The 5,023-nt window shown below is 60.0% G+C and carries 4 protein-coding genes; 2 read left to right on the top strand and 2 right to left on the bottom strand.

The features are described 5' to 3' along the window. A partial coding sequence (locus ABJN75_RS02150; protein WP_348436408.1) for an efflux RND transporter permease subunit occupies positions 1-2,088 on the top strand: 2,088 nt, incomplete at its 5' end. A gap of 40 nt (positions 2,089-2,128) precedes the next feature. Here ABJN75_RS02150 and mog read toward each other — a convergent pair. Beyond that, positions 2,129-2,656, bottom strand: a complete 528-nt coding sequence (gene mog, locus ABJN75_RS02145) for a molybdopterin adenylyltransferase (RefSeq protein ID WP_348436406.1) — start codon at positions 2,654-2,656, stop codon at positions 2,129-2,131. A 361-nt stretch (positions 2,657-3,017) separates the two neighbouring features. On the opposite strand from mog, the gene ABJN75_RS02140 reads away from it, so the two are divergent. Further along, positions 3,018-4,826, top strand: coding sequence for a PAS domain-containing methyl-accepting chemotaxis protein (locus ABJN75_RS02140; RefSeq protein ID WP_348436405.1), 1,809 nt, complete (start codon positions 3,018-3,020; stop codon positions 4,824-4,826). Between the two features lie 88 nt (positions 4,827-4,914). On the opposite strand, the gene ABJN75_RS02135 is transcribed toward ABJN75_RS02140, so the two are convergent. After that, positions 4,915-5,023, bottom strand: a 109-nt coding sequence (locus ABJN75_RS02135) for a GMC oxidoreductase (RefSeq protein ID WP_348436410.1), incomplete at its 5' end; no start/stop codon positions are given.

The following is a 5,023-nucleotide window of genomic DNA, read 5'->3' as shown; positions in this document are numbered from 1 at the left end:
GCAATCGGTTGGCGCGAGGCGCTGGTGGTGGCCATCGTCATCCCCGTGACCATCCTTCTGACGCTGTTTGCCTCACGGGTGATGGGCTACACGCTCAACCGTGTGTCGCTGTTCGCGCTGATCTTCTCGATTGGCATCCTGGTTGATGACGCCATTGTGGTGATCGAGAACATCGCCCGGCACTGGGGCATGGGTGACGGGCGCGAGCGCAAGCAGGCGGCTATTGAAGCAGTCGCGGAAGTTGGCAATCCGACCATTGTCGCCACGCTCACCGTGGTTGCCGCACTGCTGCCGATGCTGTTCGTGTCCGGCATGATGGGCCCCTACATGAGCCCGATTCCGGCCAATGCCTCGGCGGCGATGGTGTTCTCGTTCTTCGTTGCGGTCATGGTCACGCCCTGGCTGATGCTCAAGATCGCCGGTCGTGCGCCAATGCATCACGGTCCTGTCGAAGGTGTCGAAGCCGGTGGCATGCTTGGAAAGATTTATCGCGCCGTGGCGCGGCCAGTGCTTCACAGCAAGTTTAGCGCCTGGATTTTCCTGCTGGTTGTGGGCGCCATGACGTTGGGTTCGCTGTCGCTGTTTTACACCAAGCATGTGACGGTCAAGCTCTTGCCGTTCGACAACAAGTCCGAACTCTCGGTGGTGATCGACATGCCCGAGGGCACATCGGTGGAAGCCACCGACGCCATAGCCCAGGCGGTCGCCCACGAGGTGCTCAAGCTCGACGAGGTGAAGTCCACCCAGACCCATGCGGGGACCGCAGCACCGTTCAACTTCAACGGACTGGTGCGGCACTCTTTCCTGCGCGATGAAACCCAGATGGGCGATGTCGCGCTCAATCTTACGCCCAAGGGCGAACGGGACCGGTCGAGTCACGAAATCGCGCTCGACATCCGCACCCGGATCGCCGCCATTCCGCTGCCACAGGGCGCAAGCCTGAAGGTCGTCGAGCCGCCTCCGGGGCCGCCGGTGATGGCGACGCTTCTGGCCGAGATCTACGGTCCTGACGCAGAAACCCGTCGTGCGGTGGCCCGGCGCGTCGAGGAAGCGTTCCGCTCGGCAGCGTTTATCGTCGACATCGACAACTCCTGGGGACAGCCGGCCGAACGTGTACGGGTGAAGATTTCCACCGACGAGCTGGAGTTCTTCAAGGTCCAGGAACAGGACGTGTTCGACACCATCGCGATCCTTAACACCGGCCAGACGGTGGGGTATTCGCATCGTGACGGAGGCCGGACGCCTATCACCATCCGGCTTGAACGCCCGAGATCGGATCGCCTGGTCGACGAGAGCTTCCTGACAACGCCGATCCCGGCCAATGTGCTTCCGGGCGACCGCAGCGTGGTCGAGTTGGGCGATGTGATCGAGGTGACGCGGGAGACATCCTCATTCCCGGTGTTCCGCCGCAATGGCCGCGCCGCAGAAATGGTCTTGGCCGAAATGGCTGGCGCCTATGAAGCTCCGCTCTATGGCATGCTGGCTGTGCAAGAAGCGCTTGACGCGATGGACTGGACAGATCTGGAAAAGCCGGTGATTGCTCTCAACGGCCAGCCCGCAGACGAGCACTCCTCGACCCTGTTGTGGGACGGTGAATGGGAAGTCACCTGGGTCACTTTCCGCGACATGGGCGCCGCCTTCGGCGTGGCGCTGCTCGGGATCTACATCCTGGTGGTCGCCCAGTTCGGCTCGTTCAAGGCGCCTCTGGTTATCCTGACACCGGTACCTCTGACCTTCATCGGCATCCTGATCGGGCACTGGCTGTTTGGGGCGCCGTTCTCGGCCACCTCGATGATCGGTTTCATCGCGCTTGCCGGCATCATCGTGCGCAACTCGATCCTGCTGGTGGATTTCATCCGCCATGCCCATGTCAAGGGCACGCCGTTGACGCCGGTGCTGATCGAGGCGGGCGCGATCCGCTTCAAGCCGATCATCCTGACAGCGCTCGCGGCGATGATCGGCGCCGCGGTGATCCTGACCGATCCGATCTTCCAGGGCCTGGCGATCTCGCTGCTGTTCGGCCTCGCCTCGTCAACGGCGCTGACGGTGCTGGTGATACCGGCGATCTACCGGGTGCTGCGCACCTGAACCTGCCCGATGCCGGTCATTGCGACCCTTGCTCCGCCCGTCACTTTGACGGGCGGAATGCTTTGAGGATTTCGTCACGGGTTTCGATCCGGCCCGCGCCGATCAGATCGAGACAGAACGGGATGGCCGGGAACACCGCCGTCAGGCAGGTGTCGATCGAACCGGGCTTGCCCGGCAGATTGACGATCAGGGTCTTGCCGCGCGTGCCGGCAGTCTGGCGCGACAGGATTGCGGTGGGAACGAATTCCAGGCTGACCTTGCGCATCAATTCGCCGAACCCGGGCAGTTCCTTCTCCATCACCGCCTTCATTGCCTCGGGTGTCAGATCGCGTGGCGACGGACCGGTTCCGCCGGTGGTGAGCACCATGTCGACACCGTCGACATCGCACAGCCTGATCAGCGTGTCACGGACGCTTTCGAGCCCGTCGGGGATGACGTGAACGACGATCTCGGCGGGGCTCGATATCACCCGCTCAAGCCATGCCTTGACCGCCGGACCACCAAGATCCTCATATTCCCCGCGACTGGCACGATCGGACACGGTGAGGACGGCAATGCGAACAGTCATGGTTGGCTCCAGATCAGATGAGGTGCGAGGGTATTACCTAAAATCATCAAATTTCCGGATTTGGCAACCGCTTCAAACAGCTACCTACAGCCACCGGTTGCCAGGTCAATGAACCTATTTGTTCAAATAATTCCACACTTTATTGGGGTATCCTCAAGATTTGCCCCACAAAAGGTATGCAATCATTAATAAAATTGAAGCCAACTTCCTACCACGGAAATGCAGTTGAACGATCAAAATCGCAGGAATTGAATGGAAACAATCTCCAGACTCCACGCATTTTGATCTCGTTGTCAAACATCGCGATGTATTTGCCCCATCACTCGCAAACCAGATTTGCGGAACCAACCCGGGAGTTGAAATGGTACTGTCACTAGGACTGAATTCCGACAGCAAGGCGATCTGTGAATCGCTTTCCATGTCTCAGGCGGTCATTCAATTCGATCTGACCGGCCATGTGTTGACGGCAAACGAGAATTTTTGCAATGTCCTGGGCTACACGCTGGCGGAGATCATCGGCAAGCACCACAGTATATTCGTCGACCCGGAAGAGGTGAAAAGCACCGAGTACCGGGAGTTCTGGAAATCCCTGGCGGCGGGAAAATTCGACCGGCAGCAATACCGGCGGATCGGCAAGGATGGACGCGATATCTGGATCGAGGCGTCCTACAATCCGGTGTTTAAAGGCGGCAAACCGGTCAAGGTGGTCAAATTCGCCACCGACATCACCCAGAGCAAACATATTGCGATCGACGATGCCGCCAAGCTTTCGGCCCTGTCGCGCTCCCAGGCGATGATCGAATTCAAGCCGGATGGCACGATCATCACGGCGAACGAGAATTTTTGTGCCACACTGGGTTATGAACTCCGGGAAATCGTCGGCAAGCATCACAGGATTTTCTGCGATCCGGCCTATGTTGCGACATCCGATTATGAAAAGTTCTGGCACGATCTGGCGGCAGGCCAATTCTCGTCGAATGAATTCATGCGGCTCAGCAAGACCGGCACGGAGGTCTGGATTCAGGCCGCCTACAACCCGATCACGAATGACAGGGGCGAGGTCGTCAAAGTGGTGAAATTCGCCACTGATGTTACGGCCCGGATGACAGCGATATCCCACCTTGGCACCTCGCTTCGGGCTGTGGCGAAGGGCGACCTGACCCGCTCGCTGGAGCAACCATTTGTTCCGACGATGGAAGCACTCCGCAAGGATTTCAATGATGTCCTTGCCGATTTGCGCGCGACCATGCGCGCCGTGGAAATTAACGCCAGCAGCATCACATCAGGCTCCAACGAAATCCGCGCGGCGTCGGACGATCTGGCGCGCCGGACGGAACAGCAGGCAGCTTCGGTCGAGGAAACCGCTGCGGCGCTGGAGGAAATCACCACCAATGTCGCTGAAATGACGCAGAACGCCACCGCCTCGGCCAAGCTCGTTGTCGAGACCCGCGCCGGGGTCGAGCGATCCGGTGAGATTGTGACCGAGGCCGTGTCCGCCATGAGCATGATCGCAACCTCGTCACAGGAAATGTCGAAGATCATAGGTGTTATCGACGACATCGCGTTTCAGACCAATCTGCTTGCGCTGAACGCCGGTATCGAAGCCGCCCGCGCAGGTGACGCCGGAAAAGGGTTCGCCGTGGTCGCCCATGAGGTTCGCGAACTGGCACAACGCTCCGCAAGCGCTGCCAAGGACATCAAAAGCCTCATCACTTCATCGAGCGACCAGGTCAAGTGCGGTGTCTCGCTGGTCGGCAATGCCGGTCAGGCGCTTGTGGATATAGTCGGCAAGATCCAGAGCATAGACCTCAACACTCAAGCCATAGCCGTCAGTGTCAAGGAACAATCCGTGGCGCTCAGGGAAATCAGCGAATCGGTCACCGTGATGGATCAGGGAACCCAGCAAAACGCAGCCATGGTGGAGCAGACAACAGCCTCTACCCATGGTCTGGCGAAAGAAGCGGAAGCGCTGTTTGAACTGATCAGCAAATTTGAACTCGGCGCCGCATCGACAAGCCGTCCCGCCGCGCCTCACGCCGTCTCGACCGCACCGGGCTCACCAACTCCGGTCCGGACCGCATCGCCGCGGCCCCAGCTTGCAGCCGTGCAGGGAGGCAGATCGGGCGGTGCCGCGATTGCCCGCGAAGCCCAGACCTGGTCCGAGTTCTAAGCAGCAGACCGAGCCTGTTGCCTGGCCCGGGAAGCTGTTTCCGGGCCCCTCGCCCGGCCGTCGAGACGTGACAGCCCGGGCCGCCCCCTCACCCGCGCGCTTGCGTTAAAATCATCTCCGCCGCCTTTTCGGCGATCATGATGGTGGGAGCATTGGTGTTGCCGCCGATCAGGGTCGGCATCACCGAGGCGTCGACC

The organism is Hoeflea sp., assembly GCF_039975035.1.
GTDB lineage: Bacteria > Pseudomonadota > Alphaproteobacteria > Rhizobiales > Rhizobiaceae > Hoeflea.
Note: the sequence above shows the minus strand (reverse complement) of the source record. Positions and strands in the feature narration are given on the sequence as shown.

Bases quoted from the DNA above. Each gene is read 5' to 3' on its own strand.
- ABJN75_RS02140 (WP_348436405.1), top strand. From the start codon at position 3,018: ATGGTACTGTCACTAGGACTGAATTCCGACAGCAAGGCGATCTGTGAA.
- mog (WP_348436406.1), bottom strand. From the start codon at position 2,656: ATGACTGTTCGCATTGCCGTCCTCACCGTGTCCGATCGTGCCAGTCGC.